Source organism: Pantoea sp. PSNIH1 (assembly GCF_007680655.1).
Taxonomy (GTDB): Bacteria; Pseudomonadota; Gammaproteobacteria; order Enterobacterales; family Enterobacteriaceae; genus Pantoea; species Pantoea eucrina.
This window is the reverse complement of the sequence record NZ_VEIP01000003.1, coordinates 194,129-211,828: the sequence shown is the minus strand read 5'-3', so window position 1 is coordinate 211,828 and position 17,700 is coordinate 194,129. Positions and strand designations below refer to the sequence as shown.

At 57.5% G+C, this 17,700-nt stretch carries 16 protein-coding genes; 3 read left to right on the top strand and 13 right to left on the bottom strand.

The features are described from left to right. Window positions 1-5 precede the first annotated feature (5 nt). Window positions 6-2,153 carry an ornithine decarboxylase gene (locus FS690_RS10605; protein ID WP_145339603.1) on the bottom strand — a complete coding sequence of 716 codons (2,148 nt, stop codon included), beginning with the start codon at window positions 2,151-2,153 and terminating at the stop codon, window positions 6-8. 161 nt (window positions 2,154-2,314) lie between these two features. Between FS690_RS10605 and FS690_RS10600 the strand changes: the two genes are divergently transcribed. Both FS690_RS10600 and FS690_RS10595 read left to right on the top strand, forming a co-directional pair. Then, entirely contained in the window at window positions 2,315-3,316 is a 1,002-nt protein-coding gene (locus FS690_RS10600) for an MDR family oxidoreductase (protein ID WP_145339602.1), read from the top strand. Beyond that, complete coding sequence (locus tag FS690_RS10595) at window positions 3,309-3,590, top strand: SelT/SelW/SelH family protein (protein ID WP_039380110.1); 282 nt, start codon at window positions 3,309-3,311, stop codon at window positions 3,588-3,590. Before FS690_RS10600 ends, FS690_RS10595 begins: the two co-directional genes overlap by 8 nt. Window positions 3,591-3,624: 34 nt before the next feature. Here FS690_RS10595 and FS690_RS10590 read toward each other — a convergent pair whose 3' ends face one another. From FS690_RS10590 to FS690_RS10565, 6 genes are all read right to left on the bottom strand, one after another. Then, window positions 3,625-4,416, bottom strand: coding sequence for a siderophore-interacting protein (locus tag FS690_RS10590; RefSeq protein WP_108570340.1), 792 nt, complete (start codon window positions 4,414-4,416; stop codon window positions 3,625-3,627). A 160-nt stretch (window positions 4,417-4,576) separates the two neighbouring features. Then, window positions 4,577-4,720, bottom strand: a complete 144-nt coding sequence (locus tag FS690_RS10585) for a cytochrome P450 (RefSeq protein ID WP_223811773.1) — start codon at window positions 4,718-4,720, stop codon at window positions 4,577-4,579. A 250-nt stretch (window positions 4,721-4,970) separates the two neighbouring features. Then, window positions 4,971-5,837 (bottom strand): helix-turn-helix domain-containing protein, encoded by an 867-nt coding sequence (locus tag FS690_RS10580; RefSeq protein ID WP_039380113.1) that lies wholly within the window; start codon window positions 5,835-5,837, stop codon window positions 4,971-4,973. A gap of 194 nt (window positions 5,838-6,031) precedes the next feature. Then, window positions 6,032-6,178 (bottom strand): DUF2474 domain-containing protein, encoded by a 147-nt coding sequence (locus tag FS690_RS10575; RefSeq protein WP_369826793.1) that lies wholly within the window; start codon window positions 6,176-6,178, stop codon window positions 6,032-6,034. Between the two features lie 22 nt (window positions 6,179-6,200). Beyond that, on the bottom strand, window positions 6,201-7,205 hold the full coding sequence (gene cydB, locus FS690_RS10570) for a cytochrome d ubiquinol oxidase subunit II (protein ID WP_039380114.1): 1,005 nt from the start codon (window positions 7,203-7,205) through the stop codon (window positions 6,201-6,203). Then, window positions 7,206-8,630 carry a cytochrome ubiquinol oxidase subunit I gene (locus FS690_RS10565; RefSeq protein ID WP_039380115.1) on the bottom strand — a complete coding sequence of 475 codons (1,425 nt, stop codon included), beginning with the start codon at window positions 8,628-8,630 and terminating at the stop codon, window positions 7,206-7,208. Between the two features lie 832 nt (window positions 8,631-9,462). On the opposite strand from FS690_RS10565, the gene treF reads away from it, so the two are divergent. After that, a complete protein-coding gene (gene treF, locus FS690_RS10560; protein ID WP_071668598.1) occupies window positions 9,463-11,121 on the top strand; it encodes an alpha,alpha-trehalase TreF in 1,659 nt (552 codons plus the stop codon). A 45-nt stretch (window positions 11,122-11,166) separates the two neighbouring features. Here the strand turns inward: treF and FS690_RS10555 are convergent, their stop codons facing one another. The 6 genes from FS690_RS10555 to FS690_RS10530 form a co-directional block, all read right to left on the bottom strand. Then, window positions 11,167-11,991 carry an alpha/beta fold hydrolase gene (locus FS690_RS10555; RefSeq protein WP_071668595.1) on the bottom strand — a complete coding sequence of 275 codons (825 nt, stop codon included), beginning with the start codon at window positions 11,989-11,991 and terminating at the stop codon, window positions 11,167-11,169. A 123-nt stretch (window positions 11,992-12,114) separates the two neighbouring features. Continuing rightward, window positions 12,115-13,086, bottom strand: coding sequence for a sensor domain-containing diguanylate cyclase (locus FS690_RS10550; RefSeq protein WP_094111538.1), 972 nt, complete (start codon window positions 13,084-13,086; stop codon window positions 12,115-12,117). A 1,560-nt stretch (window positions 13,087-14,646) separates the two neighbouring features. Then, window positions 14,647-15,339, bottom strand: a complete 693-nt coding sequence (locus FS690_RS10545) for an amino acid ABC transporter permease (protein ID WP_039380119.1) — start codon at window positions 15,337-15,339, stop codon at window positions 14,647-14,649. A gap of 14 nt (window positions 15,340-15,353) precedes the next feature. Beyond that, on the bottom strand, window positions 15,354-16,040 hold the full coding sequence (locus FS690_RS10540) for an amino acid ABC transporter permease (protein WP_199181693.1): 687 nt from the start codon (window positions 16,038-16,040) through the stop codon (window positions 15,354-15,356). An 86-nt stretch (window positions 16,041-16,126) separates the two neighbouring features. Beyond that, window positions 16,127-16,942, bottom strand: a complete 816-nt coding sequence (locus FS690_RS10535) for a transporter substrate-binding domain-containing protein (protein WP_039380121.1) — start codon at window positions 16,940-16,942, stop codon at window positions 16,127-16,129. A 20-nt stretch (window positions 16,943-16,962) separates the two neighbouring features. After that, on the bottom strand, window positions 16,963-17,700 hold the full coding sequence (locus FS690_RS10530; protein WP_039380122.1) for an amino acid ABC transporter ATP-binding protein: 738 nt from the start codon (window positions 17,698-17,700) through the stop codon (window positions 16,963-16,965).

Genomic DNA, 17,700 nt, shown 5'->3' with positions numbered 1-17,700 from the left:
TACGCTCAGGTCAGCATATTCGCCACCAGCTGCTTATAGCCGCTGCTCTGTTCCGCGATATAAACACCCTGCAGCTCCGGTGAAAAGCCCGGCAGCTGGTTGATGCCCGCTTCCAGCGCGAGGAAGTAGCGCTGTACCGCCCCGCCCCACACCTCGCCGGGCACGACGCACAGCACGCCCGGTGGATAAGGTAGTGCCCCTTCCGCCGCGATGCGCCCTTCCGCTTCTGCGACCGGCACCAGCTCCACTTCACCGCGGATATAAGCCTGATGCGCATCCTGCGGATTGACCGCTACCGGCGGGAAACAGTCAGCGCGGAACATCGCTTTCTGCAGATCTTTAACGGCAAAACTGACGTAGAGATCGTGCATCTCCTGACAGAGGCGGCGCAGCGTATAGCCGCGATAGCGCTCCGCATGCTTGCGATACAGGCTCGGCAGCACTTCCGCCAGCGGCGCATCTTCGCGCACCTGCTGTTCAAACTGCTCCAGCATCGCCACCAGATGCGCCATCTTCTCCGCGCTTTCTGCCGGCGTCAGCAGGAACAGAGTGGAGTTGAGATCGCACTTCTCCGGCACGATGCCGTTCTCACGCAGATAGTTCGCCAGTATGGTGGCCGGAATGCCAAAGTCGCTGTACGCGCCGCTGCGTGCGTCGATGCCCGGCGTGGTAAGCAGCAGCTTGCAGGGGTCAATCTGATACTGGCCCGGCGCATAGCCGCTGAAGCCGTGCCACTCTGCGTCGGGCTCAAAGCTAAAGTAAGCCGGATCGCGGGCGATAGCGGCGCTGTCTGCCTGCTGCCACGGCGCGCCGTGTACCTGAGCAGGCAGAAACGGTTTAATCATGGTGCAGCGCTGCAGGATCGCTTTACGCGCATCAATGCCCTGTATGACGCAGTCGTGCCACAGGCTGCGTCCTGCCTCGCCCTGGTGCATACGCGCGTTGATATCCAGCGCGGCAAACAGCGGATAAAACGGGCTGGTTGAGGCGTGCAGCATAAAGGCGTTGTTCAGCCGCTTATGCGGGCAAAAGCGCTGCTGACCACGGATATGATTATCCTTTTTATGGATCTGTGAGGTCTGCGAAAAGCCCGCCAGCTGTTTGTGTACTGACTGGGTGACAAAGATCCCCGGATCGTCTTCCGTCAGGGTAAGCGTCAGCGGTGAACCCGCTGCCATCAGCGGAATAAACTGTTCATAGCCGAGCCACGCGGAGTCAAACAGAATGTAGTCGCACAGATGACCGATGCGGTCCACCACCTGACGCGCGTTGTAAACGGTGCCGTCATAGGTGCCGAGCTGGATAATCGCCAGCCGGAATGGCCGCGCCTGCCTGGCGCGTTCAGGGTTAACCTTTGCGATCTCTGCCCGCAGATAGCTTTCATCGAAACAGTGTGCGTCGATGCCCCCAATCAGGCCAAACGGATTACGTGCCGCCTCCAGGTAGACTGGCGTGGCGCCCGCCTGCAGCAGCGCGCCGTGATGGTTGGATTTATGGTTATTGCGATCGAACAGAACCAGGTCGCCGCGCGTCAGCAGCGCATTGGTGACGACTTTATTAGCGCTTGATGTTCCGTTCAGCACAAAATAGGTTTTGTCGGCGTTAAAAACGCGGGCTGCAAACTTTTGCGCATCTTTCGCCGAGCCTTCATGGATTAGCAGATCGCCCAGCCGGACATCTGCATTACACATATCAGAGCGGAACAGGTTTTCCCCATAAAATTCATAAAACTGCCGCCCGGCGGGATGGCGGCGGAAAAACGCCCCGCCCTGATGGCCCGGGCAGGCGAAGGTGCTGTTCTGCATATCGACGTAGCGCGTCAGGGTATCAAAGAAAGGCGGCAGCAGTGCCGCCTCATACTGCTGCGCAGCCTGCTCCAGCACCTGCCACTCTTCAGCTGCGCCGTTGATTTCTCCGGTCACGCCAGGCAGATCCAGCACTGCGGTATCAAACGCGTTAGCCACAAATACCGGCAGGTTAAATCCGGTCTGGCGCAGCAGCATCAGTACGCCGCTGCGCGTATCCGCCAGCGAGAGCACCACCGCGGCAACGTCAGTAAAGTCGGTCGTGTCGAGCGTCACGACATCGCGGGTGGTATTCAGGCTCAGGCCCGGCGCAATTGCGACGCTGGCGGCTATTTTCAATGGGTTCATAACTCAAATCCCCGGCATAACAGGATGAGTGGGTGCCAGTGGCACAGAAAGGAACGGCGTGACCGGTGCAGGACACCCGCCGGTCGCGATAATGGCATTTTTTGCTGCCGCTCACAATCAGGGGTACTATTGGCTGCACACTTCCTATCGCCGGAGGCGGCATGTTCAAAGCATTAGTCATTGAAAATGATGCACAGGGGTATCGCACCTCCCTGCAGGATCTCTCCGAGCAACAGCTTCCCGATCGGGATGTTATCCTCGATATCAGCTACTCCACGCTGAATTACAAAGATGCGCTCGCCATCTGCAACAAAGGGCCGATCGTACGCCAGTTTCCCATGGTGCCAGGCATCGACTTTGTGGGCCGCGTGACCCATAGCCGCCATCCGGCGTGGCAGCAGAACGATCTGGCGCTGCTGACCGGCTGGGGCGTGGGTGAAAAGCACTGGGGAGGACTGGCGCAGAAAGCCAGCGTCTCCGGCGACTGGCTGGTCAGCGTGCCGGATGCGCTCAGTCCGCAGCAGACGATGGCGATAGGCACCGCCGGCTTTACCGCGATGCTCTGCGTGATGGCGCTGGAAAAACAGGGCATCACCCCGCAGCACGGCCCGGTGCTGGTAACGGGAGCCAGCGGCGGCGTAGGCAGTTTTGCGGTGAGCCTGCTGGCACGCCTGGGATATGAGGTGGTCGCCGCCAGCGGACGCACGGCTGAGCGCGACTACCTGTGCAATACGCTGGGCGCCACAGCGGTAATCGATCGTGCTGAACTCAGCGAACCGGGTAAACCGCTGGCAAAAGAGCGCTGGGCTGCCGCCATTGATACCGTGGGCAGCCATACGCTGGCCAACGTGCTGGCAGGGATGCGGCGCGACGGCGTGGTGGCCGCGTGCGGAATGGCGCAGGGACTGGATCTGCCGGGCAGCGTGGCCCCCTTTATTCTGCGCGGCGTCACGCTGACCGGTATCGATAGCGTTATGTGTCCGCAGGCGCTGCGCCAGCAGGTGTGGCAGCGGCTGGCAGAACAGGCCGACAGCGCGCTGCTGCAGCAGATAACCCGCATCATTCCGCTCAGCGAAGCGCAGGAAGGTGCCGAACAGCTGCTGGCGGGCAACGTGCGCGGCCGGCTGATAGTGGATTGCCGTCAGGGAGTTAACGATGTCTAAGCCCGCGATTACCCTGCACTACTGCACCCAGTGCAACTGGATGCTGCGTTCAGCGTGGATGGCTCAGGAGCTGCTGCAGACGTTCAGCGACGATCTCAGCGCGGTCACGCTGCAGCCTGGTACCGGCGGCGTCTTTGAGATCAGCGTGGATGGTCAGGTTATCTGGGAGCGCAAACGCGACGGCGGTTTTCCGGATGCGGTCACGCTGAAACAGCGCGTGCGCGACTACTGCTGGCCGGATCGCTCACTGGGCCATGCCGACAAACGGCGCTAGCGCCGCTCGCCGGCAGCGGGATATCTGCCGCTGCTTACTTTTCAGGTGACTTTTGATGCCAGTAGGCGACGGCGCGGACAAAGTCCGTATCCGCGCCGCGCTGCTGCGTAAAATAGTCGCTAAGCTGTTTCACCGCATTGCCTTCTCCGGTCAGCCAGACAAAATAGTCATCGCCGGTAAAATCGATGGCAGCCAGTTCTGCCGTCAGCTGCGCTGGCGTAGTGGCCGCCATACGGTTGCTGCCCAGCCAGTGAACGGTAACGCCCTCCATCTCTCCCAGATAGTCATGTCCGATAGCGGCATCCGTAAACGCCAGCAGGTGAACGTGCTGCGCCTGCAGCTCCGCATAGCGCCGCTTAAAAGCAGGCAGCCCGGTTTCATCGCAGACATACACCTGGCAGGCGTAATCCACCGGCATAATGCAGGAGCCGCGCGGCCCGCCCATCGCGATCCGGTCGCCAGGCTTAGCCGCAGCTGCCCAGCCGCTCGCCACTCCGTCATCATGCATATAGAAATCGAGCGTCAGAGAGTCGACGCCGTTAAACGCCAGCGGCGTGTAGTCACGCGCGGCGGGACGCACGCCCTCAGGCCAGACGATGCCCTCTTCACTCAGCTGCGGCAGCGCAACATCGCAGCCCGGCCCGGAGGGAAAAAAGACTTTGATGTGATCGTCAAACGAGGGGGAATGAAAGCCTGCCAGATCGGCCCCGGTAAATACAATGCGCCAGAAGACGCCGGCAACACGGGTTTTGCTGGCTACCGTCAGATGACGAAAGCGCAGCTCATTACGCACTCGCTGCGGTGCACGACTCTTTTTCTGTGACAATTCACTTCTCCCGGCAGCGGCAGCAGCGCACTCCGCCTGTGCCGCCACGCTAAATTAATGTAAATAATTCTCATTACGTGGCGAAACGATAGCGGTGACCGCGCCGGGAAACAATGTCGAAAAATGCGGTTGCCGCATTAGCGGAGAGCGGCGGCAGGTGTCAGGCGTGCAGATCGCTACAGCAGAGAGAAACGTTCTCACTGTTTTCATACTGAGGCAGTGCGTTATCACCCACAATTTCCTGCTGAGCACAGCGCTGCTGGTGCGGATGCAGGCCACCGGGGGGTGAAAATGGCTCAGCCATTTGCGCACCGGCCAGCGATGAAAAAACGGCAAGCGCCGCGGACAAGAACAACGGTAAAAGTCGCATGATAATTTAGGGTTTCATTTAAAGATCCGGAGCGGATCGGGAATGCAGAGAGCCATCCAGCCTGATGCTGCGCTGCCAGCACATGGCGCGGCAGGTCAGGCTTCGGAGCAGAATTTTACGCCGCTACCGGCGCAGGGTTTATAAAATTGTGCGGTTTGTCACATTTAGCCGCACAATTTGCTGATTATTCCAGTGCTACCGGAATATGAAAGGTGCCCTGCAGCAGCTGCGGCGTACTGTATTTCAAATCGAGCCTGAGCAGATCTTTACCGGGCCGACGCGCCACGCCGAGCGCGGGCAGATGGTTGTAGTAAATCTCGGCGGTGAAGGCGTTGATCTCTTCCGGCGCGCCATGCCAGTCGATCTCTGCATACAGCCCGCTCTCGCCGGTCCAGTTCTGCACATGCTGCGGCAGAACGTCAGCGTGCTCACTCTCCAGCGCCTGAAACAGGCTGATATGCTGCTGATCGAGCGAGCTCACGCCGGGACTGAACTGAAAACCGAGCCAGCCGCGCGTGGCGTGCTGTCCGGCAAAGGCGATAAAGTCGCGTGTATGCTGCGCCACGATATGATTGTGATGGTCAATATATTCGCCAAAGCGGCACTCCCACTCCACCACCTCTCCACTCAGACGAATTTCCGGCTTCTCGGCGAGCCGTGTTTTAACCCACGGGCGCGGCGCAGAGATGCGGCTGTGAAAAGCTTTCATGCGCATTTCCGGAATACGACGATAGGCGCCAGGCGTCAGCGAGAAATGGCTTTTGAACACGCGGGTAAAATTTTGCTGATTGTCGAAGCCAAAACGTACGGCGATGTCGATCAGCGGCATGCTGGTTAAGCGAAGCGCCATAGCGGATAAAGTCAGACGGCGTTTGCGCGTGTAGGAGGCCAGCGTCTGGCCGGTCATCTCCTTGAACATGCGCTGCATATGCCATTTGGAATAGCCTGATTTCAGGGTGATAAGATCGATATTAAGCTCATCGGTCAGGTTGGCTTCAATCCAGTCAACCAGGTCAGAGATATACTGCTTTTTCAGGTTCAGGCTAAGCATGGTTCTAATTGAATGAGTCAGGAAAGCGCGCGTTAATGCGTTATTTGTCACATAAATATAACAAAATCGCCTAACCAACGTAAGGAAGAGTAAAGGATCCGCTCAGGGCGGCGCACTAATTGCTTAGGTTACTAACTTTTTTTAACGCAAGGCGAGCGGCACGCTGTGCTGTGCCGCTCTGCTACAGACAGATATTAATGCGAACGCATACCTGCCGCGGTCATCATCATACGAAACAGGGATGCCACCACGCCGAGTGCCAGCACGCTTGCACCATAGATGATCACCAGCCACATCACCCGCTTCCAGAGCGGCGCTTTATGTTCAGTGTGCTGTTTCATGTTGCTGACCTCCGTTTGCATCTCAATGGTATCCTGCGTCAGCTTTGATTTTTCCGCGGAACACATAATAGCTCCAGAAGGTATAGCCCAGAATCATCGGGATAATCAGCAGGCTGCCCACCAGCATAAAGGCCTGGCTCTGCGGCGGCGATGCCGCTTCCCAGATGGTTACGGATGGCGGAATAATGTTTGGCCAGACGCTGATGCCAAGCCCGGAGAAGCCGAGGAAAATCAGCGCCAGCGTCAGCAGGAACGGCGAATAGTGCGCCTCACGTTTGATGGCGCGCATGATCCCCCACGAGCAGAGCAGAACCAGTACCGGCACCGGCAGGAACCAGAACAGGTTTGGCCGGGTAAACCAGCGCTGCGAAATCGCTTCGTGAGCAAACGGCGTCCACAGGCTGATAATGCCGACTATCACCAGCAGCGCAATCACCAGCGGCGTAGCCAGCGCAGACATTTTACGGTGCAGTTCATTTTCGGTTTTCATGATAAGCCAGGTGCAGCCCAGTAGCGCATAGGCCACGACCAGACCCACGCCGCAGAACAGCGGGAACGGGGCCAGCCAGTCCAGAGCTGAACCGGCAAACTCACGTCCTTTAACCGGGAAACCGTTGATCATCGCACCGACCGCCACGCCCTGGCTGAAGGTCGCCAGCAGCGAGCCGGCAATAAACGATTTATCCCAGAATGCACGATGCTCTTCGGTCGCCTTGAAGCGAAATTCAAACGCCACACCGCGGAAAATCAGGCCGATCAGCATAGCCGTCAGCGGGATCGCCAGTGCATCAGCGATCACCGCATAGGCGAGCGGAAAGGCACCATACAGCCCTGCTCCGCCCAGCACCAGCCAGGTTTCATTACCATCCCAGACCGGCGCCACGGTGTTAACCATCATGTCGCGCTCAACGGCATCTTTGTTAAACGGAAACAGAATACCGATGCCCAGGTCAAAGCCATCCATCACGATATACATCAGCGTGGCAAAGACGATGATGGCGAACCAGATAACGGAAAAATCGATCATTTATTTACCCTCCTGCGAAGCATCCAGGCTCTCATGTGCAGCAGAGAGCGGGCGCGCTGGCGTCTTATCCTGACCCGGACCACCGTGACGGACATCTTTCCCTTCACCGGTGTGCGGACCTTTTTTGATCAGGCGCATCATATAGACATAGCCCACGCCAAACACCGATGAGTAGACCAGGATAAAGGCCAGCAGGCTGATACTCATATGCAGGTCGCCATGCGCTGAAACCGCATCAATTGTGCGCTGCACGCCGTAAACCACCCACGGCTGACGTCCGATCTCAGTGGTGAACCAGCCAGCAAGGATAGCGATCAGGCCCGATGGTCCCATCAGCAGCGCAAACCACAGGAACGGTCGTGAGCTGTAAAGACGCTGTTTATAACGCAGCCACAGGCTGAACACGCCGAGCGTGATCATCAGCAGCCCCATCGCCACCATGACGCGGAACGACCAGAAGATCACCAGCGAATTAGGCCGATCCTCTTTCGGGAAGGTTTTCAGTGCCGGAACCTGTTTATCAAGACTGTGCGTCAGGATCAGGCTGCCGAGATAAGGAATTTCCAGCGCATACTTCGTACGCTCCTCTTCCATATCCGGAATACCAAACAGGATCAGCGGCGTGGCTTCACCCGGCGGGTTTTCCCAGTGTCCTTCAATGGCAGCAATTTTTGCCGGCTGATGCTCCAGCGTGTTCAGGCCGTGCGCATCGCCAATCATCGCCTGAATCGGAGCAACAATCAGCGCCATCCACAGCGCCATTGAGAACATCTTGCGGATCGCCGGGTTGTCATTGCCGCGCAGCAGATGCCATGCCCCGGACGCGCCCACAAAGAAGGCGCTGGCAAGGAATGCCGCCACCGACATATGGAACAGCCGATAAGGGAATGAGGGGTTAAACACAATTTTGAACCAGTCTTCCGGCACCACAATACCATTCTGGATGATGTAGCCCTGCGGCGTGTGCATCCAGCTGTTTGATGCGAGGATCCAGAACGTGGAGATCAGCGTACCTAACGCGACCATACAGGTGGCGAAGAAGTGCAGGCCTGGTCCGACGCGGTTCCAGCCAAACAGCATGACGCCGAGGAAGCCCGCCTCAAGGAAGAAGGCAGTCAGCACCTCATAGGTCAGCAGCGGACCGGTAATACTCCCGGCAAACTGCGAAAACCCGCTCCAGTTGGTCCCGAACTGATAGGCCATAACCAGACCTGAGACCACCCCCATACCGAAGTTCACCGCAAACACTTTCGACCAGAAGTGATAGAGATCGCGATAGGTTTCATTACGGGTTTTCAGCCACATCCCCTCAAGCACTGCCAGAAAGCTGGCAAGCCCGATAGTGATGGCCGGGAAGATAATATGGAAGGAGACAGTAAACGCGAACTGTATCCTGGCCAGATGAAAAGCATCTAATCCAAACATTGCTTACCTCATTGCCACAAAATTACGCGGAATTTTTACTTATTATTAACAAAGATGGCGCACAGAATAATTTCTGCTACGCCGTCATCAATTCCCGCCAAATGTGAGAAACCGGCAGGAACAAACGGAAAAACAGGAGTGAATAAAACTATACCAGTAAATCTTGATTAAGATCATTGTTTTTGCGAGAAACTATCTGTTTAAAATCACTGAGTTAAGGTTAATTATCCTGCTCTATTGTGACAATGTTGTTATTAAGCTTAGCGGCTGTAAAAGAGATTACTTCTTTAAGCAGTTCATTTGATTGTTAATTACGGTAACAACCAAAACGGCAGCCTGATGTTTGCGCCAGCGCAGTGTAAAAATTATTGCACGGCCGTTTTTTAGTTAAATTAAAATTAAAAAAAACCTGTTTATAGCGAAAGGTAATTAATAACGTTTTCGCTTAGCGCCTGCTCATCTGGCAAAAAATTTACCGCGGCGAGGTCCTGTGCAGATTCCGGATGTACAGACACCCGGATGGCTGTAACGCGTAAGTCGCGCACCGGGTGCAGAAAACAACCGCATAAATTGATCAAGAAAAAAGGGAGAACGGCGCCTGAAATTGGCGATTTTCTTATTTGCAGATTAATCCGGTGCGCTTTCTGAAGGTATATTTAAGAAACACCTTAAATATCTTTAAATACAGGCCGTTGTTAATATTGCAAAAAAGGCAAAAACGGCGATCCATCGACAATATTTATTACGTTCATAGATATTTCGCATTGTTGTCTGCAACCGCGAACCCTCTATAATTTGTCTTTTGAGCAACCAGGAATTTCAGGAGGCCGTTATTAATACTAACCACCAGCCACGCCATGTGTTCGGGGAACACGAAGCCCATGCTGATCTGGAGTATCAATACGATCCTCATGAGTTCGTGCGTGAAGGCGCAGAGGATTCGGAGCCAGAACCTGAGCTGATTCAGGGACTGCCGGCACCGGATGCGCTGACGCCTGCCGATCGCTATCTGGAGATGTTTGAACACGTTCAGACCTCTCATATTTTTGCTGACAGCAAAACATTTCCCGACTGCGCGCCTAAATTCGATCCGCTGGATATTCTTATCCGCTATCGTCGCCGCAAACGGGCGGGCGATCTCGATCTGGAAAAGTTTATTCATGAGCACTTTTACCTGCCGCAGGTAAATGAGAGCTTTTATGTCTCAAATCCGGATAAAACGCTGAAAGAGCACATCGATGATCTGTGGCCGGTGCTGACAAAAATGCCTCAGCAGCATATGCCACACTCCTCGCTGCTGCCGCTGCCAAAACCTTACGTGGTACCCGGCGGCCGCTTTGGCGAAACCTATTACTGGGACTCCTATTTCAGCATGCTGGGGCTGGCTGATGCCGGACGTGACGATCTGCTGCGTCATATGGCGGACAATTTTGCCTGGCTGATCGATAACTACGGTCATATTCCTAACGGAAACCGTACTTACTATCTCAGCCGCTCGCAGCCACCGGTATTTGCCCTGATGGTGGAGCTGTTTGAAGAGGATGGCATTCGCGGTGCCAAACGCTACCTTGACCAGCTGATGAAAGAGTATCAGTTCTGGATGGATGGCGCAGGTGAGCTGATGCCGCATCAGGCTTATCGTCACGTTGTGCGCATGCCCGACGGCTCTCTGCTCAACCGCTACTGGGACGATCGCGACACACCGCGTGATGAATCCTGGGTGGAAGATGTGGAGACGGCCAGCAAGTCGAGCCGTCCGGCCAGTGAGGTTTACCGCGATCTGCGCGCCGGTGCTGCATCCGGCTGGGATTACTCTTCACGCTGGCTACGCGATCCGCAGCGACTGGCGAGTATCCGTACTACGCAGTTTATCCCGGTCGATCTCAATGCGTTTCTCTACAAGCTGGAGCTGATGATCTCCACGCTATCGCACGCCCGGGGCGAAGAGCTGACGGCGCTGGCGTGGCAGAAAAAAGCGGATGCGCGCAAGCAGGCGATTAACCGTTACCTCTGGGATACCACCGCAGGCGTTTATCGTGACTACGACTGGCGCAACGAGCGGTTTGGCGCCTTTACTGCCGCTGCGGTTGTACCGCTGTTCCTCGGCCTCGCTTCGCCTGAGCAGGCGCATCTGCAGGCGATTGCGCTGCGCCAGCTGCTGCTGACGCAGGGCGGACTGCTGACCTCGATGGTCGAGAGCGGCGAACAGTGGGACGCGCCTAACGCCTGGGCACCGCTGCAGTGGATGGCCGTAGTGGGGCTGAATCATTACGGTGAAGAGACGCTGGCCACTGAGATTGCGGTGAACTGGCTGACGACGGTGAAAAACTTCTACTCGCTGCATCACAAGCTGGTTGAGAAATATGATATCAGCGGCGATCGGGCGCGTCCGGGCGGCGGCGGCGAATATCCGCTGCAGGACGGTTTTGGCTGGACCAACGGCGTGACGCGTCGTCTGCTGACGATGTATGGTCATCTGCTGGCAGATTAACTCTGCCCTGCAGTTCAGAGGAGGTCGCCCGCAGGCGACCTTTTTTTATTTCTGCTGCTGCAAAAAGGCGAGCAGGTCGGCGTTGAGTCGATCCTGATGAGTAACAGCAAAGCCGTGCGGTGCATTGTCATACACTTTCAGCTGTGAATGTTTAATCATCTCATGCGCCAGCTTGCCGGTCGCCTCAAAGGGTACGACCTGATCGTTACTGCCGTGGATCACCAGTGTGGGCACATCGACTTTAGCGATATCATCCCGGAAGTCCGTCTCTGCAAACGCCGTAACGCAGTCGATAGTCGCTTTCAGCGAAGCGAGCAACGCGATATTGAGCGTCTGGGTCAGCACCCCGTCTGAAACCTGCTGTCCGGCATTCAGACCATAAAACGGCGTGGCAAAATCGCTGATGAACTGCGCACGGTCCTGACGTAATCCCGCCCTGATATCATCAAAGACCGCCTGTTCCGGGCCTTCCGGATGATCCGCTTTCCGGCCAAACACCGGCGTCACGGCACCCAGCAGCACCAGCGATTTTACTTTTGCGCTGCCGTAGCGGCCAATGTAGCGCGTGACATCGCCTCCGCCCATTGAAAACCCTACCAGCGTAATCTCTTCCAGCTGGAGATGTTCGATCAGGTCATGGATATCATCAGCGAAGGTATCGTAGTTATACCCTTCCCACGGCTGCTCTGAGCGGCCAAAACCGCGACGGTCAAACGCGATAACCCGATAGCCCCGCTCCGCGAGGAAAGTCAGCTGGCTGTCCCACATATCCGCATCCAGCGGCCAGCCGTGGCTGAACAGCACTGGCTGGCCGCTGCCCCAGTCTTTAAACCAGAGCGTAACGCCATCTTTAGTCTGAAAGGTGCTCATCTCATTCTCCGTATGTGGCCGATAACAGGCAGTTTTATTGCCGGCAGAGATCGCCGCAGCAATAATCGCAGACAAGTTTAGGCGCATTACGCGAACAGGGGTGACAGCGGATGCGTTTAATACTTAAACGTCGCGTCTCTCCTGCCCGGAGGCAGCAAGCCTTATCCCCTGTTTTCCGTTACGCTTCACCTGATACATCGCCTCGTCCGCCCGTTTCAGCGCATCATCAAAGCTCTCTTTTGCCCGTACCTGAGCCACCCCGATTGAAGCGCCAATCTGTGCGAGACCGTTGTCGACATCAAACGGCTGCAGCGCCGCCTCCAGCACCGCCTGCGCCAGAATCCGCACTTTAGGGTAGTCGATCAGGAATGGCATCAGCAGCACAAACTCATCACCGCCGAGCCTGCCTGCCAGCACCACAGGCGGCAGAGCGTCCAGCATCCGCTGGCTGAGCTGGATCAGCACTTCATCACCGCTGCGATGACCGAGCGTATCATTGACGTGTTTGAAGTTGTCCAGATCGATAAACGCCACACAGAGCGGCCCTCCGGCCTGCATCTGCGCAAACTGAACGGAGAGCGCATGGCGATTGGCGAGACCCGTCAGCGGATCGTGATGCGCCAGCAGCGCAAGCTGAGCCTCATAATTTTTCTCTTTGGTCATATCGATATGCGTACCGGTCACACGCAGCGGATTACCCGCCGCATCCCACTCGCTGACGCGACCGCGGTCCAGCACCCAGGTAATTTTGCCATTTTTGCCAATCATGCGGTGCAGCGCCTCATACCACGGTGCCCGCCCTTCGATATGGTCGTAAAACGCCCGCAGCACCTCATCAGCATCTTCCGGATGCAGGCACTCCCGCCAGGCATCAAACCGCGCTTTGGTCTCTTTCGGCTGAAAGCCGAGCATCGCCCCCCAGCGCCGGTTGAATATCACCAGTTTGCCGCTGGGAATGTCCAGCTGCCACAGGCAGAGTCCGGTGCCATCCAGCGCGGCGCTGAGTTTATTGCGCGCATCATGCGCAATGCGCTTCAGGCGCGCGTTGTGTTTTTTCAGGTTCTGGATCTGCTGACGCAGGGCTTCTTCAGACATAGTCAATTACGGTGAGAAAATAAACGCTATTTTGCCTGTCCTGAATTTTCTGTAAACAGACGAGGTGAAAAGCCGACGAGTTTCGGAAAATTGTCCCAACCGCAGAAGTAATGGCGCATTATCGGCCAGTTTTCAGTTTGCTTTGTCTGCTGGGGAGGGGGGCGCGGCAGCGCGGGACTGGGCGCTTAGCAGCGCGGGGCACTGAGGGAGTTCCGCCCGCCAGGCTTCTGGCAGTTTCAGCGGCGCTTGCGCACGCGGACGGGCTAAGGGGCGGGTGGGCGCGCCCCTTAGCAATCCGCGCCCCGCGCCGTCCTCGCGAATTCCCGGACTTATCCTTCCGGCCTTAACGGACCGCGCGGATTCGCTCCTGCTCAGCCCGCGCTCTCGCCGGCGTCCTGCCGGCTCGCCCTGGCCGTCACTCTGCGCCCGGCGCTGCGGATAGCGCCCCCTTCCCGCCTGCACATTCATTTTTTCATTCTTGAAAGTGGCGAGGTGTGAAGCTCAGGCGCAGGAGTGCCAGCCATGAAAAAGCAACATAAAGAAAAAAAGACCAGCCGCAGCGGGAAGCGCCATCCGGGTCCGCCGAGGGAGGGCGCGATTCCGGGATGAGCCGACAGGACGTCGGCGAAAGGGCGCGGTGAGCAGGAGCGAATGGCGGCCGGTCCCCGGGAAGCGGGCGTGAGCGAGGGAACCGCGCAGCGGCGGGCGGGGCTGGCGCAGGGCCGGGGAGTGCAGAGGGCGCGGCCAGGCGCCCTCTGCCCGGTCGCCGCGCCGGGGCAAAGGCTGCTGCCACGGCTGACGGCGAACGGAACCGGCCCCGGGGCAGCAGCACGCGGCTGTGCGCTAAGCAGTCCGCGGCACCGGAGGGGTTCCGCCCGCCAGGCTTCTGGCAGTTTCAGCGGCATTTTCGCATGCGGACGGGCTAAGGGGCGGGTGGGCGCGCCCCTTAGCAATCCGCGCCCTGCGCCGTCCTCGCGAATTCCCGGACTTATCCTTCCGGCCTTAACGGACCGCGCGGATTCGCTCCTGCTCAGCCCGCGCTCTCGCCGGCGTCCTGCCGGCTCGCCCTGGCCGTCACTCTGCGCCCGGCGCTGCGGATGGCGCCCCCTCCCCGCCTGCAAATTCTTCATTTTTTCATTCTTAAAAGGTTGCAGGGTCTGAACCTGCGAACAAAATCCACAGCCATAAAAAAAACCAGGAAAGAGAAAAAAGTGGAAGCCGGGGGAAGCGCCATCCGGGTCCGCCGAGGGAGGGCACAGTTCCGGGATGAGCCGACAGGACGTCGGCGAAAGGGCGCGGTGAGCAGGAGCGAATGGCGGCCGGTCCCCGGGAAGCGGGCGTGAGCGAGGGAACCGCGCAGCGGCGGACGGGGCTGGCGCAGGGCCGGGGAGTGCAGAGGGCGCGGCCAGGCGTCCTCTGCCCGGTCGCCGTGCCGGGGCACAGGCTGCTGCCACGGCTGACGGCGAACGGAACCGGCCCCGTGCCCCTGTGGCGAACGGAACCAGTCCCGTGCCCCACGCCCCCGTGGTGAACAGAACCGGCGCCAGCCTCCTCTCTCTCTCAGGTCCTGACGCGCAACCGCGCTTCAATCATATCGGCGACCTTGGTCACCACCCACGCAATCACCATATAAAACACCACGGCAATCAGGAACGCTTCGAGATAGTAGAAGTTCAGCGCCGCCGTCAGCTGCGCCTGCGCAAAGATATCCACGACTTCGATAGCAAAGGCGAGCGACAGCGCTTTCATAATCACCATAAAGGCGTTGGCCAGATCCGGGATCGCCGCCACGATGATTTGCGGGAACATCACGCGCCGGAACAGCTGGCCACCGCTGTAACCCAGCGACAGCGCGGCGTCGGACTGGCCGCTGTCAAACGAGTTCAGCGCCCCTTTCCACACTTCTGCCTGAAACGCCGCTACGCAGGCGCTCAGCGCGACGATGATAATCACCCAGTTAGGCAGCGAGTGAGCATTCACCTCAACGTTAAACAGCGTAGCGAAGAAATGCAGCGCGGATGGCAGACCGTAGTAGGCGAGAAAAATCACCACCACCATCGGCACGCCTTTAAAGGCAATTTTGTAAACCATCACCAGCTGACGCAGTAGCGGAATACGCTGATGCTCAATATATGCAAACAGCCCGCCCAGCAGCGTGGAACAGATAAACACCGTTACCGCCATCAGCAGCGTAACCGGCACCGCATCCAGAATGCTCCAGAAATCGGGCAGTAGTACTTCAGTATCAAACATGCGCGCTCTCCTGCTCAGACGCTGGCGGTCAGCTTGACGCGCGCCGTTTTGGCGCTGTACTTCGCATGACGCTGTTCAAAGAAACGAATAATCAGCCAGGCGACCAGACAGAGCAGCGAATAGATCACCGCAAGCACCAGATAGGTACCAAACTGATACTGGTTATAATCGCGCTCCATAATCAGATGCGCCGTCGCCATGACATCAGCGGCACCGATATACATCACCAGCGCAACATTATGGATCAGGTAAATTATCGCGTTACCATAGCCCGGCAGCGCAAAGTGCACCGCCTGCGGTCCTACCACGCGCAGCATCTTGTGACGAAAGCCGTAACCCAGGCTGTCCGCCGCATCGTGCTGACCGCGCTCTACCGCCAGAAACGCCGGGCGCATCACTTCGGAGAGATAGCCGCCGTGATAGAAGCTCAGGCCAATCATGGCGGCCAGATTAGGTGAAACAAAATCCGTAAAGCCGAGCTGCTGCGTGATCAGCGGCAGGCCGTAGAAAGCGACAAACAGCTGCAGAACCACCGGCACGCTGCGCGCATAAGAGACGTACAGATCGGCCAGCTGGCTGACCAGCGGAATACGACGGACGCGGAAAAGCGTCGTGATGAGCGCCAGAACAAAGCCAGCCAGCATCGCAACAAACATAATACCGAGCGTCAGCGGCAGCGCTGACAGCAGCTCGGGGATCATGGCGGATAGATTCACGGTGAAACACTCCTGCTTACTATAGAGCCGCGCCTGCCAGAGAGCCGGCGCGGTATCTGCTTGTGAATCCGTTACTGCATATATTTCGTGACGTCTTCACCAAACCACTTCTGCGCCAGCTTATCCAGCGTGCCGTCCGCCTTAAGATCCTGCAGCGCCTTTGTAATGTCCTGACTCAGCGCCTGATTCTCTGCCGAACGATGCAGCAGCACATAGGTGTTGTTGATCGCCACCGGTTCGCTCGCTTTGATAGCCAGTTTCTGGTTATCAATGACCGTCTGCTCGCCGAGGTTTGATGGCAGGATCAGCGCGTCATACTTGCCGTTCTGCACCTCTTTCAGGCGATCCGGATAGGGCACGCCAGCACTGGAGGCTTTAATGGCGATCTTGTCGTTCGGATTATCCTGCTGCCACTGCGTCACAAATTTGTAGACGCCACCGCCAGCGGTCACCGGGACAACCTTTTTGCCCACCAGATCTTTCATGCCCTGAATGGTGCTGTCGCTGCGGCTGTAGATCTTCATCAGGCTGGCACCCATCGGTGCATCCGGGATCAGGAACTGCTTGCTACGCGCCGGGGCCTTATAGTAGCCGCCGGTTGCCATATCATATTTGCCGGTCGCCAGCCCGGTCTCCTGAGCGATATCCGCGGCGCCTTCCATCACAAATTTGTACTGCGGCAGTCTGGCATTAATCGCTTTCAGCACGTCGGGCTCATAGCCCTGCGGCTCATGACCAATCGCGCCCCAGGAGAGCGGCTTGGACTCTGCAGCGGTAGCGATTTTGATGGTGCGAACCGCATCGGCAAAGCTGCTGCCGCTGACCAGCGCCAGTGCGATGATGCCAGGCGCGGCCAGGCGACGTAATGTTGTTTTAAGTGCAGGCATGATCTTGATTCCTCTGATTATTAGAATATGCGTTCTGAGCTGAGAAACTGGGCAAGGCGCGGCAGGGTCGGGTTTTCAAACATCTCTGCCGGCGTACCCTGCGCGGCGACCACCCCCTGATCCATAAACACAATGCGGTTAGAGACGCTTTTCGCAAACTGCATCTCATGCGTGACCAGCAGCGAGGTGATGCCTGAGGAGGTGACATCTTTGATTACCTTCAGCACCTCACCCACCAGCTCCGGATCCAGCGAAGAGGTCGGTTCATCAAACAGAATGACCTCCGGCCGCACCGCCAGTGCGCGGGCAATGCCGGTGCGCTGCAGCTGTCCGCCAGATAGCTGGGAAGGATAGTGATCGGCTTTCGCGCCGAGTCCGACCCGCTCCAGCTCCTCAAGCGCGATGGTCCGCGCCTCCTGGCGGCTTTTGCGCTGGATCACGATCAGCGGATCCATCACATTCTCCAGCACCGTCATGTTCTTAAAGACGTTGAACTGCTGAAATACCATCGCGGTACGCAGGCGGATCGCCTGGATCGCCGCTTTATCGGGTTTGCGATAATCCATGCGGATCTGATCGAGCGCGATCGTTCCGGCTGTGGGCTTTGCCAGATAATTAATGCAGCGCAGCAGCGTGGTTTTACCGGTGCCGCTTGGCCCGATAATCGACACCACATCGCCCCGCTTTACCGTCAGATCGACCCCTTTCAGAATCGGGTTGTTACCATAGGCGAGCGTAATATTATTAAGTTCTAACAT

Excerpts from the sequence above, each read along its gene's own strand:
- FS690_RS10605 (WP_145339603.1), bottom strand. The coding sequence starts at position 2,153 with ATGAACCCATTGAAAATAGCCGCCAGCGTCGCAATTGCGCCGGGCCTG.
- FS690_RS10600 (WP_145339602.1), top strand. The coding sequence starts at position 2,315 with ATGTTCAAAGCATTAGTCATTGAAAATGATGCACAGGGGTATCGCACC.
- FS690_RS10595 (WP_039380110.1), top strand. The coding sequence starts at position 3,309 with ATGTCTAAGCCCGCGATTACCCTGCACTACTGCACCCAGTGCAACTGG.
- FS690_RS10585 (WP_223811773.1), bottom strand. The coding sequence starts at position 4,720 with ATGGCTGAGCCATTTTCACCCCCCGGTGGCCTGCATCCGCACCAGCAG.
- FS690_RS10580 (WP_039380113.1), bottom strand. The coding sequence starts at position 5,837 with ATGCTTAGCCTGAACCTGAAAAAGCAGTATATCTCTGACCTGGTTGAC.
- FS690_RS10575 (WP_369826793.1), bottom strand. The coding sequence starts at position 6,178 with ATGAAACAGCACACTGAACATAAAGCGCCGCTCTGGAAGCGGGTGATG.
- cydB (WP_039380114.1), bottom strand. The coding sequence starts at position 7,205 with ATGATCGATTTTTCCGTTATCTGGTTCGCCATCATCGTCTTTGCCACG.
- FS690_RS10565 (WP_039380115.1), bottom strand. The coding sequence starts at position 8,630 with ATGTTTGGATTAGATGCTTTTCATCTGGCCAGGATACAGTTCGCGTTT.
- FS690_RS10555 (WP_071668595.1), bottom strand. The coding sequence starts at position 11,991 with ATGAGCACCTTTCAGACTAAAGATGGCGTTACGCTCTGGTTTAAAGAC.
- FS690_RS10550 (WP_094111538.1), bottom strand. The coding sequence starts at position 13,086 with ATGTCTGAAGAAGCCCTGCGTCAGCAGATCCAGAACCTGAAAAAACAC.
- FS690_RS10545 (WP_039380119.1), bottom strand. The coding sequence starts at position 15,339 with ATGTTTGATACTGAAGTACTACTGCCCGATTTCTGGAGCATTCTGGAT.
- FS690_RS10540 (WP_199181693.1), bottom strand. The coding sequence starts at position 16,040 with ATGATCCCCGAGCTGCTGTCAGCGCTGCCGCTGACGCTCGGTATTATG.
- FS690_RS10535 (WP_039380121.1), bottom strand. The coding sequence starts at position 16,942 with ATGCCTGCACTTAAAACAACATTACGTCGCCTGGCCGCGCCTGGCATC.
- FS690_RS10530 (WP_039380122.1), bottom strand. The coding sequence starts at position 17,700 with ATGTTAGAACTTAATAATATTACGCTCGCCTATGGTAACAACCCGATT.